Raw genomic sequence first — 17,081 nt, forward strand, 5'->3', positions numbered from 1 at the left:
AGTAGATCACCTCCAGTCGGTTAAGTAACCGCCGAGCGCTCATTAAACTCCGCCCGCCGCCATTCCTCGCCGTCCAGCACTTCGGCCAGATGCCGCGCGGCTTCGGCTATGTCCTCGAACCGCAGATAGGCTGGCGCGAAGCCCAGTCGCAGAATGTCCGGGTCGCGGAAGTCGCCGATTACGCCGCGCGCGATCAGGGCTTGGCAGATCGCATAGGCGTTCTCGTGGTAGAAGCTCAACTGGCTGCCGCGATTGGCGCTGTCGGGCGGGCTGACCAGCGGCAGGGTGGCGCCGTGTTCGCGCAATGCTTCGAGGAAGAATTCGGACAGCGCTTGCGATTTCTGGTGGAGGCGCTCGACGCCGATTTCCGCGATCAGGTCCACGCCCACTTCGAGCGCGGTCAGGCCGAGGATCGGCTGGGTGCCGCATTGCAATTGTTCGATCCCCGCAGCGCCGGTGTAATCGTCGCTAAAGGCAAAGGGTGCGGCGTGGCCGAACCAGCCGGTGAGTGGTTGTTTGAGCTCGTCCAGATGGCGCTGCGCGACAAAGGCGAAGGCCGGCGCGCCGGGGCCTCCATTGAGATATTTGTAGCCGCAGCCGACCGCGAAATCGGCATGACACGCATTGAGGTCGACCGGAAGCGCGCCGGTGCTGTGCGACAGATCCCACAGGACGAGTGCGCCCACTTCATGCGCGGCTTCGGTGATCGCGGCCATGTCGAACAGCTCGCCGGTCTTGTAATGCGCATGGGTGAGGACCAGCAGCGCGACGTCTTCGTCCAGCGCGTCGATGATGCCGGAGCGCGGCGCGAGGCGGCGCTTGGCCAGCCCCTGCCGCTCCAGCCCTTCGATCATGTAGAGGTCGGTCGGGAAGTTGCCGGGTTCGGACAGGACCACCTGCCGTCCGGAGCGCATTTGTAGGGCCGCCGCGATCAGCTTGAACAGGTTTACGCTGGTGCTGTCGCAGGCGATCACTTCATGTGGCTGCGCCCCGATTAGCGGCGCAATCTTCGCGCCGACGCGCGTGCCCATTTCGAACCAGCCGGACCCGAACTCGGAGGCGTTCCAGCTGCGGATCAGGCCTTCGCCCCATTCCCGCTCGACCGCACGGCGCAGGGCTTCGGGCGTAGCTTTCGGCAAGCACCCGAGCGAGTTGCCATCGAGATAGATCACGCCTTCGGGAACCGCGAAACGCTCGCGGAAACCGGCCAGCGGATCGGCGGCGTCGAGCTCGCGGGCCTTCCCTATCATAGCAACTCTCGCAGGATCGCGCGCACGGGCGAGGCGTCACCGGCGATGATCGGCAGCGGCAAGGCGATCAGCTCATATTCTCCAGCGGGAACATCATCGAGAACAAGCCCCTCAAGCACGCGAATATCGTGTGCGAGCACGGCCTTATGCGCATCCATTGTCTTTGAAGATTGCGGGTCAATCGACGGGCCATCGACGCCGACCAGTTTCACGCCCGATGCCGCTAGATGCGCGATCGTCTCCGGCGCGATGGCGGTGGTGTCGTTGTCCCATTCCTCGTGCGGAAAGCGCTCGAAAGTGCGGAAGAGCACCCGCTCGATACCGTTCAGATCGGGAAGATGTGCGACCTCAATCAGCGGGCCGGCACCTCGCGCATCAACCACCAGACACGGGCCGAGATAGGGCGCAAGATCGACCTCGGCGATATCAGGCGCGTCTTGCGAATAATGGAGCGGAGCGTCGGCATGCGCGCCGCTATGGGTCGATAGCGTGAGCGCCGAAACATTGACTGGAGAGCCCTCCTCCATCTGCCATGTTCGCGCATGGGCAAAAGCCGTGTCGCCGGGCCAGACCGGCAGGCCAGGATGCAGCCTTTGCGAAATGTCCCAAAGTCGCTTGCTATCTGGGCGAGCCATCAGATTGCGGTCCGCACGCTGAGCAGTTCAGGGAAAAACGCCTGTTTGAGCACGCCCGCAAGATAAGGCACGCCGGGGGTTCCGCCAGTCCCTTTCTTGAAGCCGATAATCCGCTCAACCGTCTTCAAATGGCCAAAACGCCAGCGCTGGAAATGGTATTCGAGGTCGACCAGCTTTTCGGCCAGCTCATACAGATCCCAATGCGCGTTCGGGTCGCGGTAGATCGCTGCCCAAGCGGCCTCAACGCTCGCATTGTGCGTGTAGGCGCCTGCTAGGTCGCGCTCTGTCACTTCTGTGTCGATGGTAAAGCCGCGACGCGAAAGCAGGCGGATTGCCGCGTCATACAGGCTCGCGCGCGCAATTTCGGCCTGCAAACGCTCCGACCAGTCTTCGTTCTCTTCATGCAGGGCGATATGCTTTGCATCACGCCCGCCCAGCATGAATTCCATCATCCGATACTGGGCCGACTGGAACCCGCTGGAGGAACCCAGATGCGGGCGAACCTGCGAATAATCATGCGGGGTCATGGTGCTGAGCACGTCCCAGCTCTGGATCAACTGCTGCTGCGCGCGCGCCACGCGGCTTAGCATCTTGAAGGCTGGGCGCAAATCATCGCTTTCGATGCAATCGCGCGCGGCGGTCAATTCATGCAGGCACAGTTTGAGCCAAAGCTCGCTTGCCTGATGGACGACGATGAACAGCATCTCGTCATGCGCGCCCGACGACGGGTGCTGGCTGGCAAGAATCTTATCGAGATCGAGATAGCTGGAATAGGTGACTGAATTGGACATCAGGTCACGCTATACGCAGATCGTATCAAGCGAAACTATTTTGTCTCAACCCTCGATCACGCGGGTTTCGGGGTGATGCTTGTCGAGATGCTTCTTGATGATCCGCAGATTGCGTGTGTTCGAGCGGAACACGAAGTCGGCCGCATCACCGACCAGCGGGACCAAGCCTAACAATGCATCGAAGCCGACATTCGCGCCCATGCGGGTGAGCTGCCATTTCGACAGGCCCAGATTGCGTGCTTCCCATACGATATAGGCGCCCATCGCGGTGGTCACGATGTCTCCGATGACAGGAACCAGACCGATCAGCGCATCAAGACCGATTGGCACGTTAATGCCCGGAATGCGGAAACTGCGCTCCAAGAGTAGCTCGACAGCCTCCACCCGCGCACGGATCGAGGCGGGGTCAGTGCCGGTGGGTAAAGTTAAGCCCATCGCCTGCGCTTGGCCAGGCTGAGGGTCAAAAATCGGGCGGTTGTCGCCGGTCATATGTCTCTCCTAGGTCCCCTATGTGGTGGGCTCGGAGAGCGCAAACAAGGGATGGATGCCCCATTGGTTCGCCTGATAATTGCCAACTGTACTGCGCACGAGCGACCAGCGGACCGGCACGCCGAGCGGAATAAACACCTCTGCTGCCACCATCTGCGCATGCGCTTCGGCCAGCGCCTGTTGCTTTGCCACCGGGTCGCGGATGGTCAGCGACCGCGCGACCAAATCGTCGGCTTCCTGCGAGCACAGACCGATTTCAATCGCGCAATTGAGCTGGTTTAGAAACCAGCGGGGCGAGGAATAGCGTGCTAACCGGTCGCGAAGCTCCAGCTCGGCGCCTTCGCCCATGCCAGTGCGGACAGTGGTAACGCCAATTGCGCGCCACGCTTCGGAAAGATGATCAAATAGCAGGTCGCTGCCCGGCCCGTTCGGCAATCCGACTCGAAGCACCGGCCCATCGTCGCTGCCCGATTGCCAGGCCGCAATCCGTTGGCGGGCGATATTGCGCCTTTCTTCGATCGATTGATCGCCCCAGCGACTGTTCGGATATTGCTGCGGCGAGAAGACCGCTGGAGGCACGATCCATGTTGTTGCCTGCCAGCCGCCAAGGCCAAACGGCTGAATCATCTCGCCCCGATCAATCGCCATCGCCAAAGCCTCGCGCCGAGCCGGATCGGCCAGCACGCCTTCGTCGCTGCGAAAGATCAGGCCAAACAGGCCAAGCGCGGGGTCAACCTGAACGTTGCCGCGCGAAAGTGGCCCGAGCTGCGCCATCGGGAACGTCGCGATTGTGCCGCCTAACAACAGATCGACTTCGCCCGAAGCAAAGGCATTGACGGCTTCACGCGCACTCGCTGCCCGTACATTGAGCTCGCGCGACACCTCTTCCCAATCTTCACGCGCAGGCAATCCGCGCAGTTCGGGCGGGATCGCGGTAAGATTGACCAGCGCGTTCTCTCGCGCGGGCGCCACAGCCATCGGGCCAGCGCCAAGGCCGCGATTGACGAGGCCGAGCTCTGGCTGCGCGAGCAGACGGAGGAAATCGGGCATGGGGCTGGAGAGCCGCATTTCGATCACCCTGCCCGCCATTGCCCGAACCTCAGTGACCTTGGCGAGATCAAGACCAAGCGTCGTCCCGTCAAGCTGGCGGATCGACTGCTGGAGCATGTTGCGCACCTGTGCGGCGGAAATTTCCTCGCCATCCGGCCACTCGGAATCGCGCAGACGGAAGATGTAACTTAGCCCGTCATCGGTGACGATCCATCGCTCTGCAATCGCCGGCACAATCTGACCCGTCGGATCGAGCGCGACCAAACCTTCATGCGTAGCGGCGCGCATATGCTGTGCTGCTGGTGAAAGCCGAACGCCTTGCTGCGACAGCGAACTTTCCGCGCCGATCATGGCGATGTCCAACGGTCCGCGATCTGCGGATGGACCGCAGGCGGAAAGCAGCAATGCTACAGTTGGGACAAAGCAGACTCGGTTCACGCGGCTCGGAATAGCAGCTTGAATGCCAAAGGTCAGCGCCGAGTTTTCTGCAATTTTGGCTCTAGGTTCTAGCGCCTTGGTAACGCGACGAGCCGGGCGCGCTAAACTTTGCGCAAATTGCGAGCTTCGGGCAGAGGCGGAGCGCGGTGCGCCCGCGACAAGGCGGCGGAGTCGGTTGGCGCGATGGTACTTTCGCCGCCCGGCTTACGCGCCAGATGGGATTCAACCTCTTCGTCAAAGGCGATGCCGAAACGTTGATCCTGAACCCAGGCGATATTGCCACCAATCTTGCCGATATTGCGCAGTTCGACTTCGACGCGGTTGCCGCGCTGGACCTGCAAAGGCCCCTCACCCATCATCCCGCCATCGGAAAGATTGCGGACGCGTACCCGATGCTGTTCGCTCTCATGCTCGATCCGAACATTGGCGAGCAGAAACAGACTATCACGCGATACGGTTCTGGTCTCAACACCCGTCATCTTCGCTCAAACTCCTAGATCAGTCCCGATCCGCCTGGGCGTGTATGCCTGATGCCCATCCGAATTTTGGCACGAAGGCCCACCGCCATCGCACACGAAATTACCTAATTTGACGCGGTAAATGAGCCGTTAAATCTAAATCCACTCCCGACCAATTTGAACAAAGCGTGCCAGAGTGAGACAAGTTGTAACGCGCCGTATCCTTGCACGGCTCTGCCCATCGAGCCTCAGGAGCTATCGCTTGTCAGAAGGCAGGACGGATAGTCCGGGCGATCAATCGTCGCGCGATACCTTCTCGCGCCGCTCATGCGCTTCCTGCGCTTCGACTGTCATGGTTGCAACCGGACGGGCGATCAGGCGCCCCAGGCCAATCGGGTCGCCAGTGACCTCGCAATAGCCATATTCGCCCTCTTCAATCTTGCGCAGCGCGGAATCGATCTTGGAGACGAGTTTGCGTTGGCGGTCACGGGTGCGCAACTCGATGCCCCAATCGGTCTCGCTCGAGGCGCGGTCATTGAGGTCAGCTTCACGGATCGGCCCGTCGGCGAGCGATTGCAGTGTTTGCCCGGCGGCCGAACGGATCGAACGTTTCCATTCGATCAAGAGCAACTGGAAATAAGCCAGCTGCCGTTCGTTCATATATTCCTCGTCCTCACCCGGCGTATAGTCGGGCCCGACAAGGCTCTTGGCTTTTTCGAAAATGTCGATTTCTTCAGACGCGGCGGCTGGCATGTAGTCCTCTAATCCCAATGATCTCTCTTGAGACCGTCCCGTCCGGGCGCATGGATGTTTCCACTTCACCCCCTGCCCCCCGGCAAGTCTTTCTGGTTGCGCGGCCTATAAGCAAGCCGCCTCTACGGCACAAGCCAGTTTGATACGAGCATCTCAACAAAGTGTTCGCGCGGTGCAAAAAACAGCGCCCGCGATCATTTCACGCCCCATTGCAACGCAAAAAATTGCCCCGGCGTTAACCAATTGTTGACCATGATCCGTGAGGTCTGGGTTTGCACGGTCCGCAGGGGGATTGGGCCGGAGTGAAATGGGGAATGAGAAATGAAACTTGAGACCGTAAATGCAGGAGATATGACGCCGCTGAACAATGCAGAGGCTGATCTCGCCATTGCAGGCCTTCTGGCCGAGGCCATGGCTGGTGATGTGAACGCGCTTTTCAATCTGGGCGTTGCCTATTCGACCGGAAGCAACAGCATCACTGTCGATCTGATCGAGGCGCATAAGTGGTTCAACATCGCTGCATCGCGCGGCCATGAAGAAGCTGGCTGGTGCCGCGCTGATGTCTCAGACGAGATGACCGCCCGCGAAATCGCCGAAGCCCAGCGCCGCGCACGCCACTGGCTTGCCGAAGAACGCCGCGCAGCTGCCTGATCACCCTTTTTTGAAAGGCGTGCGCCGGTCCAGATACATCTGATCGGTCGACACACCCTCGCGCTCGCGTTCGAGAAAATCGGCGACAGCGGCGCGAAATTCCGGATCGGCGAGCCAATGCGCCGACCAAGTCTTAACCGGCTCATATCCGCGCATCAGCTTATGCCCGCCCTGCGCGCCCGCCTCGACCCTGGGCAGGCCCAGCTCGATCGCGATATCGATCGCCTGATAATAGCACAGCTCGAAATGCAGGAAGCGCACATCGCGCGTGCAGCCCCAATAGCGGCCATAGATCGCATCTGATCCGACAAAGTTGAGAGCGCCCGCAATCGGCTCATCACCATCGAAAGCGAGGATCAGGACCATCTGCTCGCCCATCCGTTCACCCAGAAGCGTAAAGGCTTCGCGGGTCAAGTAAGGCGTCCCCCATTTGCGCGCGCCGGTGTCCTGATAGAAGATCCAGAATGCATCCCAATGGTGGGCTTTGATGTCGTCACCAGACAATCGCGCGATCCGCAGTCCTTTCTGGGCCGCCTCGCGTTCCTTGCGCAGATTCTTGCGCTTGCGCGAGGAAAGCTCGGCAAGGAAGCCATCGAAATCATCATAGTTACGGTTGAGCCAGTGGAACTGGATATCGCTACGGATCAGCCAGTTACCGGCTTCGAACAGCGGCAACTGGCTCTCCTCGATAAAGGTCGCATGCGCCGAGGAAAGCCCGTTCTGCTCGCACACAAGCTCCGCACCTTTGAGCAAATGTCCCGCAAACGCCGGATCGGACAGCAACAAGCGCGGGCCGCTTGCAGGCGTAAAAGGCGCCGCGATCTGGAGCTTTGGATAATAATTGCGCCCGGCCCTGTGCAGCGCATCGGCCCAACTCTGATCGAACACATATTCGCCCTGGCTGTGCCCTTTGGCATAGCTTGGCATGGCGGCGAGCAGGCGGTCATCGCCATCGGTAATGACAATCGGAACCGGATCCCAGCCGGTGCCTTCGCCGACGCTGCCGGAATCTTCCAGCGCGCTCAGAAATTCGTGACTGACAAACGGATTGCGCGAGCCGCCGAGCGCGTTCCACTGTTGCGGATCAAATTCGCGCACGCCCGGTGCCAGCCGAACAGTCAGCTCACTCGGATCGGGCAGATCGGCGCTCATCCCAGCCCCTCGCCTTCGGACACCAGCGCATCGGCATGGGCCTTCGCGGTGGCACGCGTTTCGGGCGAGTTCACCGTCCAAGTTAGGATCGGCAGGCCGCCCGCGCGCAACGCGGTCACACGCTCATTGGGAAGCGCGAGAACGTGATAGGCGAGGAAATCGGGTTCCGCTGCGCGCAAGGCCTCGCCGCGTTCCGCTGCGGTCTGGGTGTAGCCATGCCGGTCCTCGCGCATGACCAGGCCGCATGGCAGATGCGGAGCATATTCCCGGACCCATTCAGCAACGCGCGGGTCAAAGCTCATCACCGCGGCCTCACCGGAATAGTCCGACAGTAATCCGCAAACCCGCTCACAGCTGGGTACGACATCATAGCCCGGCTTTGACTTGATCTCGACCAACAGTGGCACCCGCCCCGCGATCAGATCAAGCAACGCCTTTAATGTGGGAACCGGCTCGGCATTCTCCCGCAGCGACAAGCGGCCCAAGGCTTCGGCAGATAACTCACCCGTCGCTCCCGCACCGTCGGTCAGTCGCTCCAGCTCCCAATCGTGGAAGACCATGGCCTCGCCATCTTTGCTGCGCTGGATATCGCACTCGATTCCCATGCCAGCCTCAATCGCAGCCTCGGCAGCAGCGAGCGAGTTTTCAGGACGTCCCGCTCCATGCAGCCCCCGGTGGGCATATTCCCACCTGGTCAACCAGTCAGGGGCAGAGCGCGCGGTCATTCGCTAATGGCGATCACCGCATCAACTTCGACCGCTGCGCCCAGCGGCAATACTGGCACGCCCACAGCCGCACGCGCATGACGGCCTTTTTCACCGAACACCTCGAACATTAGATCCGACGCGCCATTGGCGACCTTGGGCTGGTCGGTGAAATCACCGGTCGAGTTAACGAACGCGCCCAGCTTCACGACCCGTTCGACCTTCTCGAGCAAGCCAGCAGCCTTGAGCTGTGCGAGTATCATAAGACCGCAAGCCCGCGCGGCTTCCATCCCGCCGTCGAGATCGACATCTTCGCCCAGCCGTCCGGTCTTCAGCACGCCATCTACGAAAGGCAGTTGGCCGGAGACATGCGCCATGCCGCCTTGCACCACGACAGGGACATAACTTGCGACCGGAGCAGCCGCTTGGGGCAAAGTGATGCCCAGTTCGTTGAGACGCGCTTCGACAGTCATTTACGCTTTTCCTTCCAATTGTTGCATCAGCCACGGTAGCGCCTCAGACCACTGATCGATCCGCGCATCGGCATTGCCCTCTTTGTGGGCGCAGTTGATATCGTCTGCAATCAGAGGTTCGCCGCAAAGATGGAGGCGGGTGACATGGGGCACCACTTCTTTAACCGAGGCGTGGTGCTGCGCGAGATCGTCGATAAAAATCGCATTGGCCGGCGCGAATTCTTCGACAATCTTGGCCAAAGCAGGTCCTTTCGGCCCCTGATTGGTGTAAACCTTGGCGTTGAGCCCGTGTGCCGCGAGCTGCTCCGTGCGGTGGTCGCGGCGGAAATCGACGAGGTTAGTCAAGACCACCACATCGGCATGTTCGCTTAGCGAGTTGAGCGCATCGACAGCCCCGGTTATCGGCAATTGGCGATCCATCTCAGTGTCAAAAAAGCCGCCAAGCAAGCGCCACACATCCGCCGCTTCCAGAAACTTGCCGCTGTCTTGCCAGCTCAAGGCCTCGCCGAAATTGCCGCCTTTCATCTCGAAATTGACGCCTTGCGATTCTTCGAGCCACTCCTTGAAGTGGACAACCATGTGCAGGATCACTTCGTCGCAATCGCTGATAATCAGGGGACGGGTCATTGGGATAGTTCCTCGCCAGCAGCGATTAGCTCTTCAGGAGTGACCGCCAGCGCTTCGGCCGCGCGGATCAGGTCGGGTTCGTAATTGGCCAGAAAGTCGAGCACCGATCCCAGCACTCTGCGATCATCCAGACCAGCACGCAGAGAATCGGGATCGAGGCCCGTCAATTCAAGGTAGCGCGCCGCCCTATCCTCATCCTGCAAGACCCATCCAATGGCGGCGAGCGCGAGCGTCGCCGCGCGTGGGCCATATTCGGGCGTCATCTTGTCGCGGGGCATGTCTTGGTGATCCGGGATTGTGAAAGCCTCTATGTGCAGTTAGTCGGGTAAAGAATGATCGGAAAGGTCGGGGCGTCCAGTGGCAAAGCGAATAATGGTTGTCGAGGACAATGACCTCAACCGCAAACTCTTCTGCGACGTTTTGAAAGCCAATGGCTTTGATGTCGATCCGATAGCGGACGGGGAGAAGGTGCTAGATGCGGCGCGCGATGTCACGCCTGACCTTATCATCATGGATATACAGCTTCCCGGAATGTCCGGCGTCGACCTGATCTCGGCGGCAAAGCGCGACCGGGCTTTGAGCGCAATTCCCGTGCTAGCCGTCACTGCTTTTGCGGCCAAGGGTGACGAGGAACGGATCCGGTCAGCGGGAGCGGCAGGCTATCTGTCAAAACCGGTATCAATCATGCCGTTCATGAATGCGGTGAGGGCGCTGCTTCCAGCCGAAGGTTAGAGCCAGAAATACTCGCCGGCATAGACAAGCCAGGTGAACAAAAGCCCGCCAAGAAATATGCGATAAGCATATGATAGATAGCGGTATTTGCGCTTGTAGAGAACTTGCCCGTTCTGGTGAATGTCCTTCAAGATAGTGCGGAATAGGGTCTCGTCAGTGGCAAACTGGTCGAGCAATTCGTCTGACCATTCTTCTTCCGAGATCGCCGCGAAATGGCCGAAGAACAGCAGGTTAAAGGCTTTGGGATCCGTTGGCGGCTTACCCAGCGATGGCAAGACCGCAAGAACCGCACACAACGATGAAAGGAATGCGGTTGCCGCAAGCGACAGGGTCGACCAGCTGACCTCGCTTCCTAGCAGCCGCGTGACCGCCAGAGAAAAGACTACAAAAGTTGCGCCGATCAGAATCGAAGCCTTTTGATCTGCCATTTGCGAAAGCGTCAGAGTGTTCATCTGAGCTGTGCGCAGCAAATGGATCGTCTGCTGCGAGAACGCACGCTTTGGCGGCGCTTGTGTATCGCTTGGGACACTTTCTGTCCCGGAATCCGGCTTTGCATGTTCCACGCTTCACCATCCCCCATATCGAAGCACCAATCTTGTGCCAGCGGCAGGAGAACTTGACAAGCGCGGCGCCCGGTGCGCTTTGCATAGAGCAATTGCCGGCTCGCGCCGGAGTTTTGATAAACAGACAAGAGCACCGCATCACATGACCGAAGCAGAAGTCGACGAAAGCATCCGCGGCCTGATCGAGCCCTTTAACAAGAAGGGCGTCGAGATTGGCCCTGCGACCACCTTTGCCAACGATCTGGAATTTGACAGCCTGACGGTCATGGATTTCGTGGCTGAGATTGAGGATGAGTTTGACATCATCATCAGCATGAACCAGCAGGCCGAGATTGAGAATTACGGCCAGCTTGTTGCTGCGGTCCACAAATTGCAGGATAGTTGATAGAGGGGCTGCCCATGACTGACAGCGACCTGTTTTCCAAATTCGATCCCATCATCCAGACACGCGAGACTCTGCTAGCGAGCGGCGTTGAAGACCCGTTCAATCTGGTGATGGAAAAGGTGCTCTCGCCCACGCGTGCAATCTGCAATGGGCGCGATACGATCCTGCTTGGCACGTATAATTATATGGGCATGACCTTCGATCCCGATGTGATCGAAGCTGGCAAGCAAGCCCTGAATGAATTCGGGTCCGGAACCACTGGCAGCCGCGTTCTCAACGGCACCTATCAGGGTCACAAGGAGTGCGAAGACGCGCTCAAGGAATTTTACGGGATGGACCACGCGATGGTCTTTTCCACCGGCTATCAGGCCAATCTGGGGATCATCTCGACCATCGCTGGTAAGGGCGATTATGTCGTGCTCGACATCGACAGCCATGCCTCGATCTATGATGGCTGCGCGATGGGCAACGCCGAGATCGTGCCCTTCCGCCACAACGATATCGAAGCGATGGAAAAGCGCCTGCGCCGCATTCCTGAAGGCGCTGGCAAGCTGGTCGTACTCGAAGGCGTCTATTCGATGCTCGGCGATGTTGCACCGCTCAAAGAGATGGTCGCCATCGCCAAGAAATATGGCGCGATGGTGCTGGTCGACGAAGCGCATTCGATGGGCTTTATCGGAGAGAATGGCCGCGGTGTGTGCGAGGAGCAGGGCGTCATCGACGAATGCGACTTCATCATCGGCACGTTCTCGAAAAGCGTCGGCACGGTCGGCGGCTTCTGCGTTTCCAACCACCCTAAATTCGACATCATGCGGCTGGTCTGCCGCCCCTATGTCTTCACTGCCAGCCTGCCGCCAAGTGTGGTTGCAACCGCGGCAACTTCGATCCGAAAGCTGATGCACGGTTCGAACAAGCGCGCGCATCTTTGGGAGAATTCCAAGAATCTCCACAAGGGATTGCGCGATCTTGGCTTCGAACTAGGCACAGATGAACCACAAAGCGCGATTATCGCGGTAATCATGCCTGATTTGGAACGTGGTGCGGCGATGTGGGAGGCGCTGCTCAAAGAAGGCCTCTACGTGAACCTCGCGCGCCCTCCGGCAACGCCGGCCAATATGACGCTGCTGCGCTGCTCGCTTTGTGCCGAACATTCTGCCGAAGAGGTCCAGGCGATCCTTGCAATGTTCGAACGCGCGGGCAAAGCGGTCGGGATCATCTCCTAACCGGCCAACTGGCCACCTGCTTTAGAGCGCATCCCCCTGAACTTCGGTAGCGGCGTCGCAGATATGCGCTTCGCCGGCCTCTTCGTCGCCGCCTGCAAGCTGCGTGAAAGCGATAAAGCCGCCAATCACCAGTACTACGAATAGCGTCGTGAGCAGGCCTAAATATTTGTCGATCATCGCCTTGATCGGTGCGCCGAATACCTGGAACAGAATACCCACGACCATGAAAATGAGCGCGCGGCCAGCGATTGCGGCGAGCGTGAAGGTGAGCAGGTTCATTCCGATTGCACCTGCAGTAATCGTCATCAGTTTGAACGGAACGGGTGTCCCCGCCGCGAAGAACACCGCCAATGCGCCCTGCTCACGCAAGTAGCAGGCGGCCACTGGCGCAGTTTCTGTCAGCCCCAGCATTCCGACAATCGAGGCGCCGACAGCTTCGTAGAGAAAGAACCCGATCGCATATCCGAACAATCCGCCGAGCACCGATGCAATCGTCGCGACGAGCGCAAAGCGGATCGCCTTTTTTGGTTCAGCCAGACACATCAGGCCCAGCAAAGGATGCGGCGGGATCGGGAAGAAGCTCGATTCGATGAAGCAGAAGAATGCGAGCCACCACACCGCCTTGGGGTGCGCCGCCTTTTCCATCGTCCAATTGTACAAAGCGCGTAGCCAGGCCACCCGAGACGCCTTTCATTTGCGATTGGGCCAGCGGCCCATGAGGGTGCGGGGGTTAAGCCAGCCACCGGCGCCTTGCAACCGAAATCAATTTCACCTATTTGGTTATTTTACTTGACATTGTGACGCTCTTTGGTTAGACAAGAGCAGCATAGAGAAATAGCGATTCGCCCCGTTCGGCGATCTTAAGCTCAACCCGCAATGGGCGGCCTTCCACCATCGGAAGTGCCGCCTTTTTCTTTGCGCCCTGCAAGGAGACTGCCAATGGCAAAACAATCGAAGCGCTATAAAATACCTGAGGAATATAAGGAGGGCGAGGATGCCGGGTTAAACCGGCACTGGCGAGAGCGCTTCCTCGATTACCTTGCCGAAAGCTCCAATGTCACAAAGTCCGCCGAGCGAGCTCGGATCAATCCGAGCCGCGCCTATAAATTGCGCCGCGACGATCCGGAATTCGCCCGCGCATGGCTGGCCGCGCTTTATGAGGGCTATTTGCACCTGGAACTGGAAGTCTTGCGGCGCCTGCGCGACGGAGATCAGCAGACCAGCGGCAAGGACAAGTACGATTTCGCCAATGCCATCCGCCTGCTTGCCGCTCACCGTGACAATGCTGCGAGGGCTCAGGCTGAACAACGCAATGTAAGCGCTGCCGATGTGCGCGCATCCATCGACCGCAAGGTTGAAGCGATCCGTCAGCAAGTGCGCGAAGAGAAAGCACGGGCGGTGGCTTCGGGACAGTTGGCCAGGTGAAAACCGGCATCGATTGGCTCGCCGACGTAGATGAAAGCGTCAGGCAAAGCGTAGCCGATTCGCTTGATCCGGCTGAACGCAAAGAATTTGACTTTCACTGGGGCATGATCGCCCGCAAAACCCAATTGCCGCCACCCGGCGATTGGCGCGTCTGGATGATCATGGCCGGACGCGGCTTTGGCAAAACGCGCGCCGGCGCAGAGTGGGTGCGCAGCGTCGCAGAAAGTCATCCTGGCGCGCGCATCGCTCTGGTGTCGTCATCGCTTGCTGAGGCGCGCGCAGTGATGGTCGAAGGAGAAAGCGGACTGCTCGCATGTTCGCCGCCGGATCGCCGCCCGACCTTCGCATCGTCGCTGCGGATTGTTCAGTTCCCCAACGGGGCACAGGCGCAGCTGTTCTCGGCCGCAGAGCCGGAAACTCTGCGCGGGCCGCAGCACAGTCATGCCTGGTGCGACGAGATCGGCAAATGGCCGCTTTCTCACAACCGAGCCACGCGGACATGGGACAATTTATTGATGGGCCTAAGGGTGGGAAAAGACCCCCGCATCACAGCGACAACAACGCCGCGCGCGGTGCCGCTGGTTCAACGATTGCTGGCTCAAGAACCCGACAGTTCAACCGTGGTGACGCGCGGCTCGACCTACGACAATGCGTCCAACCTGCCCAAGCGCTTCCTCGAAGCGATAGACAGCGAATTCGCAGGCAGCCAGCTTGCAAGGCAAGAGATTGGCGGCGAATTCTTGCGCGATATCGAGGGCGCGCTGTGGACACGTTCGATGCTGGAGCAGGTGCAGGAAGAGGCACGCTCGACCGAATATCGGCGCATTGTCGTCGCGGTCGATCCGCCCGCTTCGGCAGAAGGTGACGAATGCGGCATCATCGTCGCCGGATTGGGAGAAGACGGGATTGCCCGCGTGCTGGCCGATTGCTCACTCGCGCACGCCAAGCCCGATCGCTGGGCCAAAGGCGTCGCCGATGCCGCGCAGCACTGGAAGGCTGATCGCGTCATTGCGGAAGCCAATCAGGGCGGCGCGATGGTTGAAACCGTGCTTCGCGCAGCAGACCAATACCTGCCGGTGAAGCTGGTCCATGCCAGCCGCGGCAAAACCGCCCGCGCCGAACCGGTCGCGGCGCTTTATTCGTCGGGACGGGTCCGTCATTGCGGGCATTTCCCGCAGCTCGAAGATCAAATGTGCGGAATGCTGGTTGGCGGAGAATATTCCGGGCCGGGCCGCAGCCCCGACCGCGCTGATGCACTGGTCTGGGGGCTCACGGAATTGGTCCTGGGCCGTGCGGTCAATCCAAGCGTGCGTCCGCTCTAAGACAATATAAAACAAAGGAATTGCAATGGCATTGCTCGATACCCTGCTCTCCGCCTTCAAGGGCGGGGAGGAAAACCGCGTGCCGCTATCGCCGGGCACAATGCAAGGCTGGATGCCCGCTTTCAGCGAGCATGCCGGCGTGCGCCAGTTCCGGTATGATACGGCTGTGCGTGATGGTTTCCTCAGCAATCCGATCGCCCAGCGCGCTGTCCGGATTGTTGCCGAAGGGGTTGGACAAGCCCCGCTGACGATCAATGATCCGGACTTGAGCCGTCTCGTTACAGCAACAAGCGCTGGCCAGTCACTGATCGAGACATTGGCAGCGCACGTACTTTTGCACGGCAATGGCTATGTCCAGATCATCAAGGATGCGAGCGGAAGGCCGGTCGAACTTTTCGCGCTTCGCCCGGACCGTGTTTCGATCATCGCCGGGCCCGATGGCTGGCCCTGCGCCTATGAATATATGGTCGGTGGCGGCAAGCTGATTCTTCAGGCCGAAGATGACGATGGCTGGCCCAATGTCGTGCAGATCAAAGCGATGCATCCGCTTGACGACCACCTTGGCGCCAGTGCGCTGGCTGCTGCGCATCAGGCAGTCGCGATCCATAATGCAGCCTCGCAATGGAACCTTTCGCTGCTAGAGAATGCAGCGCGCCCATCCGGAGCACTGGTCTATGAGACCGGCGATGGTGCGGGGATGACCACCGACCAGTTCGAACGGCTCAAATGCGAATTGGAAACGGCGTTCTCCGGCGCGGTCAATGCGGGCCGGCCAATGCTGCTCGATGGCGGATTGAAGTGGCAGCGGATTGCCATGTCACCCGCCGATATGGACTTCGCCACGCTTAAAAGCGCCGCAGCGCGAGAGATCGCGCTCGCCTTTGGCGTTCCGCCAATGCTGCTCGGTCTTCCCGGCGACAACACATACTCGAATTACCGCGAAGCCAATCGCGCGCTTTGGCGGCTTACACTCCTGCCGCTCACGCAGAAGCTTTTCAGCGCGCTCAACCAGGCGCTTTCTCCTTGGTTCCCCGAAGGCGCGATTGCGGTTGATCTCGATCAGATCACCGCGCTTTCGGAAGATCGCGAGCGGCTGTGGAAGCAGGTCTCCGACGCCGATTTCCTGAACCGCGCGGAGAAGCGCCAGATGCTCGGGCTCCCAGCGGAGGAGAATAATCAATGACGCGCGGAGACATGCTTGCCAGCCTGATGGTTCAGGCGACCGCTGAAGGTGCCGAATTGGTAACCTTGCGCGCAATCGTGGAGGAAAGCAGCGAACTGGCTGCCGAACGCGTGATTGAAAGGCTTGGCCTCGCCGATGAGGGCGCCGAAGACGACCTTGACGAGCTGCGTGAACTTCTCGGCGCATGGCGGGATGCCAAGGCGAGCGCCTGGAAGGCCTTTATAGACTGGGCCATTCGCGGATTGCTGGCCGCTTTGCTGATCGGCATCGCAGTGCGGCTTGGCGTCTGGGAGATGCTGTGATGGAAACGCATGCAAATGCCCATTCAGCAATCCGCTTTGCCGGATATGCCGGATTGTTCGACATCCCCGATGCTGACTGCGACACGATCCGAAAAGGCGCCTTCACCGCCACGATTGCGCAGCGCGCGCAGCCCCTCCCGCTCTTGTGGCAACACCGTCCCGACCAGAAAATCGGCGAGATCGAGTCAATCGCGGAAGATCAGCGGGGCCTCCGCGTCATCGCGCGGATCGACCGCATTGCAAGCCGGGCGGCTGCCATGCTGCTCGCCCGGCAAGTGAGCGGCCTCAGCTTTGGCTATCGCGCCAAAGAGGCCCGCCACTATGAAACAGGCCGTGAGCTGACCGCCATTGACCTGTTCGAAGTCAGTCTTGTCACGCACCCGCTCCAATATGGCGCGCGGGTGCATTTCCTGGCCTGACACCACATTCGACCAACCCCACCGGGCCGCCATTCGGGGCGGCCTTTTTCATGCCC

The 17,081-nt window shown here is 59.8% G+C and carries 23 protein-coding genes; 9 read left to right on the forward strand and 14 right to left on the reverse strand.

Going from position 1 to position 17,081, the window contains the following annotated elements; translation table 11 throughout:
* Positions 1 to 20: 20 nt before the first annotated feature.
* The 7 genes from kynU to dksA form a co-directional block, all read right to left on the reverse strand.
* The gene (gene kynU, locus Q0887_RS10835; protein WP_299194918.1) at positions 21 to 1,250 is read right to left on the reverse strand and encodes a kynureninase; all 1,230 of its coding nucleotides are present in this window, start codon (positions 1,248 to 1,250) and stop codon (positions 21 to 23) included.
* Entirely contained in the window at positions 1,247 to 1,885 is a 639-nt protein-coding gene (kynB, locus tag Q0887_RS10840) for an arylformamidase (protein WP_299194920.1), read from the reverse strand. The genes kynU and kynB overlap by 4 nt, the downstream gene beginning before the upstream one ends.
* On the reverse strand, positions 1,885 to 2,676 hold the full coding sequence (locus Q0887_RS10845; protein WP_299194923.1) for a tryptophan 2,3-dioxygenase family protein: 792 nt from the start codon (positions 2,674 to 2,676) through the stop codon (positions 1,885 to 1,887). Before Q0887_RS10845 ends, kynB begins: the two co-directional genes overlap by 1 nt.
* 45 nt (positions 2,677 to 2,721) lie before the next feature.
* A complete protein-coding gene (locus tag Q0887_RS10850; protein WP_299195326.1) occupies positions 2,722 to 3,111 on the reverse strand; it encodes a DUF4112 domain-containing protein in 390 nt (129 codons plus the stop codon).
* A 72-nt stretch (positions 3,112 to 3,183) separates the two neighbouring features.
* Positions 3,184 to 4,566 carry an ABC transporter substrate-binding protein gene (locus Q0887_RS10855; RefSeq protein ID WP_299194925.1) on the reverse strand — a complete coding sequence of 461 codons (1,383 nt, stop codon included), beginning with the start codon at positions 4,564 to 4,566 and terminating at the stop codon, positions 3,184 to 3,186.
* A gap of 188 nt (positions 4,567 to 4,754) precedes the next feature.
* A complete protein-coding gene (locus Q0887_RS10860) occupies positions 4,755 to 5,132 on the reverse strand; it encodes a PilZ domain-containing protein (RefSeq protein WP_299194928.1) in 378 nt (125 codons plus the stop codon).
* 273 nt (positions 5,133 to 5,405) lie between these two features.
* A complete protein-coding gene (gene dksA / locus Q0887_RS10865; protein WP_299194930.1) occupies positions 5,406 to 5,864 on the reverse strand; it encodes an RNA polymerase-binding protein DksA in 459 nt (152 codons plus the stop codon).
* A gap of 321 nt (positions 5,865 to 6,185) precedes the next feature.
* On the opposite strand from dksA, the gene Q0887_RS10870 reads away from it, so the two are divergent.
* Positions 6,186 to 6,515: a hypothetical protein gene (locus tag Q0887_RS10870; protein WP_299194932.1), complete on the forward strand. Its 330-nt coding sequence runs from the start codon at positions 6,186 to 6,188 to the stop codon at positions 6,513 to 6,515.
* Here the strand turns inward: Q0887_RS10870 and Q0887_RS10875 are convergent, their stop codons facing one another.
* From Q0887_RS10875 to Q0887_RS10895, 5 genes are read right to left on the reverse strand one after another with little or no spacing between them, the layout of a single operon-like run.
* Entirely contained in the window at positions 6,516 to 7,667 is a 1,152-nt protein-coding gene (locus Q0887_RS10875; protein ID WP_299194934.1) for a GNAT family N-acetyltransferase, read from the reverse strand.
* On the reverse strand, positions 7,664 to 8,392 hold the full coding sequence (locus tag Q0887_RS10880; RefSeq protein ID WP_299194936.1) for a glycerophosphodiester phosphodiesterase family protein: 729 nt from the start codon (positions 8,390 to 8,392) through the stop codon (positions 7,664 to 7,666). The genes Q0887_RS10875 and Q0887_RS10880 overlap by 4 nt, the downstream gene beginning before the upstream one ends.
* The gene (locus tag Q0887_RS10885; protein ID WP_299194938.1) at positions 8,389 to 8,844 is read right to left on the reverse strand and encodes a RidA family protein; all 456 of its coding nucleotides are present in this window, start codon (positions 8,842 to 8,844) and stop codon (positions 8,389 to 8,391) included. The genes Q0887_RS10880 and Q0887_RS10885 overlap by 4 nt, the downstream gene beginning before the upstream one ends.
* The gene (locus tag Q0887_RS10890; protein WP_299194940.1) at positions 8,845 to 9,471 is read right to left on the reverse strand and encodes an HAD family hydrolase; all 627 of its coding nucleotides are present in this window, start codon (positions 9,469 to 9,471) and stop codon (positions 8,845 to 8,847) included.
* Positions 9,468 to 9,749 carry a DUF3572 domain-containing protein gene (locus Q0887_RS10895; protein WP_299194942.1) on the reverse strand — a complete coding sequence of 94 codons (282 nt, stop codon included), beginning with the start codon at positions 9,747 to 9,749 and terminating at the stop codon, positions 9,468 to 9,470. Before Q0887_RS10895 ends, Q0887_RS10890 begins: the two co-directional genes overlap by 4 nt.
* Before the next feature lie 79 nt (positions 9,750 to 9,828).
* Between Q0887_RS10895 and Q0887_RS10900 the strand changes: the two genes are divergently transcribed.
* Positions 9,829 to 10,203, forward strand: a complete 375-nt coding sequence (locus tag Q0887_RS10900; protein WP_299194944.1) for a response regulator — start codon at positions 9,829 to 9,831, stop codon at positions 10,201 to 10,203.
* On the opposite strand, the gene Q0887_RS10905 is transcribed toward Q0887_RS10900, so the two are convergent.
* Positions 10,200 to 10,673, reverse strand: a complete 474-nt coding sequence (locus tag Q0887_RS10905) for a Pycsar system effector family protein (RefSeq protein ID WP_299194950.1) — start codon at positions 10,671 to 10,673, stop codon at positions 10,200 to 10,202. The genes Q0887_RS10900 and Q0887_RS10905 overlap by 4 nt on opposite strands.
* Positions 10,674 to 10,908: 235 nt before the next feature.
* On the opposite strand from Q0887_RS10905, the gene Q0887_RS10910 reads away from it, so the two are divergent.
* Both Q0887_RS10910 and Q0887_RS10915 read left to right on the forward strand, forming a co-directional pair.
* Positions 10,909 to 11,151: an acyl carrier protein gene (locus Q0887_RS10910; protein ID WP_299194953.1), complete on the forward strand. Its 243-nt coding sequence runs from the start codon at positions 10,909 to 10,911 to the stop codon at positions 11,149 to 11,151.
* 14 nt (positions 11,152 to 11,165) lie between these two features.
* Entirely contained in the window at positions 11,166 to 12,374 is a 1,209-nt protein-coding gene (locus Q0887_RS10915; protein WP_299194956.1) for an aminotransferase class I/II-fold pyridoxal phosphate-dependent enzyme, read from the forward strand.
* Positions 12,375 to 12,395: 21 nt separating this feature from the next.
* On the opposite strand, the gene Q0887_RS10920 is transcribed toward Q0887_RS10915, so the two are convergent.
* Positions 12,396 to 13,019: a DedA family protein gene (locus Q0887_RS10920; RefSeq protein WP_299195328.1), complete on the reverse strand. Its 624-nt coding sequence runs from the start codon at positions 13,017 to 13,019 to the stop codon at positions 12,396 to 12,398.
* A 294-nt stretch (positions 13,020 to 13,313) separates the two neighbouring features.
* Between Q0887_RS10920 and Q0887_RS10925 the strand changes: the two genes are divergently transcribed.
* The 5 genes from Q0887_RS10925 to Q0887_RS10945 are packed head-to-tail and all read left to right on the forward strand — an operon-like array spanning position 13,314 to position 17,025.
* Entirely contained in the window at positions 13,314 to 13,799 is a 486-nt protein-coding gene (locus Q0887_RS10925) for a hypothetical protein (RefSeq protein ID WP_299194958.1), read from the forward strand.
* Complete coding sequence (locus tag Q0887_RS10930) at positions 13,796 to 15,121, forward strand: terminase family protein (RefSeq protein ID WP_299194961.1); 1,326 nt, start codon at positions 13,796 to 13,798, stop codon at positions 15,119 to 15,121. Before Q0887_RS10925 ends, Q0887_RS10930 begins: the two co-directional genes overlap by 4 nt.
* A gap of 25 nt (positions 15,122 to 15,146) precedes the next feature.
* Entirely contained in the window at positions 15,147 to 16,304 is a 1,158-nt protein-coding gene (locus Q0887_RS10935) for a phage portal protein (RefSeq protein WP_299194964.1), read from the forward strand.
* Complete coding sequence (locus tag Q0887_RS10940) at positions 16,301 to 16,606, forward strand: DUF6127 family protein (RefSeq protein WP_299194967.1); 306 nt, start codon at positions 16,301 to 16,303, stop codon at positions 16,604 to 16,606. The genes Q0887_RS10935 and Q0887_RS10940 overlap by 4 nt, the downstream gene beginning before the upstream one ends.
* Positions 16,606 to 17,025, forward strand: a complete 420-nt coding sequence (locus Q0887_RS10945) for an HK97 family phage prohead protease (RefSeq protein WP_299194973.1) — start codon at positions 16,606 to 16,608, stop codon at positions 17,023 to 17,025. Before Q0887_RS10940 ends, Q0887_RS10945 begins: the two co-directional genes overlap by 1 nt.
* Positions 17,026 to 17,081 lie beyond the last annotated feature (56 nt).

Source organism: uncultured Erythrobacter sp., from assembly GCF_947492365.1.
Taxonomy (GTDB): domain Bacteria; phylum Pseudomonadota; class Alphaproteobacteria; order Sphingomonadales; family Sphingomonadaceae; genus Erythrobacter.

Coding starts and splice junctions, on each gene's coding strand:
- Q0887_RS10915 (WP_299194956.1), top strand. CDS start 11,166: ATGACTGACAGCGACCTGTTTTCCAAATTCGATCCCATCATCCAGACA.
- Q0887_RS10935 (WP_299194964.1), top strand. CDS start 15,147: ATGGCATTGCTCGATACCCTGCTCTCCGCCTTCAAGGGCGGGGAGGAA.
- Q0887_RS10860 (WP_299194928.1), bottom strand. CDS start 5,132: ATGACGGGTGTTGAGACCAGAACCGTATCGCGTGATAGTCTGTTTCTG.
- Q0887_RS10875 (WP_299194934.1), bottom strand. CDS start 7,667: ATGAGCGCCGATCTGCCCGATCCGAGTGAGCTGACTGTTCGGCTGGCA.
- Q0887_RS10925 (WP_299194958.1), top strand. CDS start 13,314: ATGGCAAAACAATCGAAGCGCTATAAAATACCTGAGGAATATAAGGAG.
- Q0887_RS10945 (WP_299194973.1), top strand. CDS start 16,606: ATGGAAACGCATGCAAATGCCCATTCAGCAATCCGCTTTGCCGGATAT.
- dksA (WP_299194930.1), bottom strand. CDS start 5,864: ATGCCAGCCGCCGCGTCTGAAGAAATCGACATTTTCGAAAAAGCCAAG.
- Q0887_RS10855 (WP_299194925.1), bottom strand. CDS start 4,566: ATGATCGGCGCGGAAAGTTCGCTGTCGCAGCAAGGCGTTCGGCTTTCA.
- Q0887_RS10850 (WP_299195326.1), bottom strand. CDS start 3,111: ATGGGCTTAACTTTACCCACCGGCACTGACCCCGCCTCGATCCGTGCG.
- Q0887_RS10845 (WP_299194923.1), bottom strand. CDS start 2,676: ATGTCCAATTCAGTCACCTATTCCAGCTATCTCGATCTCGATAAGATT.
- Q0887_RS10920 (WP_299195328.1), bottom strand. CDS start 13,019: ATGGAAAAGGCGGCGCACCCCAAGGCGGTGTGGTGGCTCGCATTCTTC.
- Q0887_RS10910 (WP_299194953.1), top strand. CDS start 10,909: ATGACCGAAGCAGAAGTCGACGAAAGCATCCGCGGCCTGATCGAGCCC.
- kynB (WP_299194920.1), bottom strand. CDS start 1,885: ATGGCTCGCCCAGATAGCAAGCGACTTTGGGACATTTCGCAAAGGCTG.
- kynU (WP_299194918.1), bottom strand. CDS start 1,250: ATGATAGGGAAGGCCCGCGAGCTCGACGCCGCCGATCCGCTGGCCGGT.
- Q0887_RS10890 (WP_299194940.1), bottom strand. CDS start 9,471: ATGACCCGTCCCCTGATTATCAGCGATTGCGACGAAGTGATCCTGCAC.
- Q0887_RS10885 (WP_299194938.1), bottom strand. CDS start 8,844: ATGACTGTCGAAGCGCGTCTCAACGAACTGGGCATCACTTTGCCCCAA.
- Q0887_RS10895 (WP_299194942.1), bottom strand. CDS start 9,749: ATGCCCCGCGACAAGATGACGCCCGAATATGGCCCACGCGCGGCGACG.
- Q0887_RS10940 (WP_299194967.1), top strand. CDS start 16,301: ATGACGCGCGGAGACATGCTTGCCAGCCTGATGGTTCAGGCGACCGCT.
- Q0887_RS10870 (WP_299194932.1), top strand. CDS start 6,186: ATGAAACTTGAGACCGTAAATGCAGGAGATATGACGCCGCTGAACAAT.
- Q0887_RS10880 (WP_299194936.1), bottom strand. CDS start 8,392: ATGACCGCGCGCTCTGCCCCTGACTGGTTGACCAGGTGGGAATATGCC.